General features: G+C 54.0%; 1 pseudogene. It reads left to right on the forward strand.

What is annotated here, in order from left to right:
* Window positions 1-757, forward strand: a pseudogene (locus ACTHUR_RS13670) (DNA polymerase III subunit alpha); the annotation flags it as partial.

Raw genomic sequence — 757 nt, forward strand, 5'->3', positions numbered from 1 at the left:
GTATCAGGCGGACGAATCCGCCTCGCCCGTATCCATGTACGACAAGGGCGATGTGGAAGACGTGGGTTTGGTGAAATTCGACTTTTTGGGTCTGCGCAACCTGAACATTATCGAAATGGCGCAGAACAACATCAAAAGCACCACCGGCGATATCGTCGATGTCGGCAAGATTCCGCTTGACGACCAGGCCGCCTACCAAATCTTCCGCGATGCGAACACCACCGCCGTCTTCCAGTTTGAGTCGACCGGCATGAAAAAAATGCTGAAAACGGCGCATACGACCAAGTTTGAAGAACTCATCGCCTTCGTATCGCTCTACCGTCCCGGCCCGATGGACAACATTCCCGACTTCGTCGCGCGTATGAAAGGCCAAGAATTCCAATACATCCATCCGCTGCTCGAAGGCATCCTCGCGCCGACCTACTGCATTATGGTGTATCAGGAACAAGTGATGCAGGCGGCGCAGATTATCGGCGGTTACTCGCTCGGCGGCGCGGACTTGCTGCGCCGCGCCATGGGTAAGAAAAAGCCTGAAGAAATGGTGAAACACCGCGAAATCTTCGCCGAAGGCGCGGCAAAACAAGGTATTTCGCGCGAAAAATCCGACGAAATCTTCAACTACATGGAAAAATTCGCCGGCTACGGTTTCAACAAATCCCACGCCGCCGCCTACGCCCTGATTTCCTATCAGACCGCATGGCTCAAAGCCCACTATCCCGCCGAATTTATGGCGGCAACCATGTCGTCTGAATTGGAC

The sequence above is a fragment of the Neisseria sp. P0021.S007 genome (assembly GCF_051956855.1).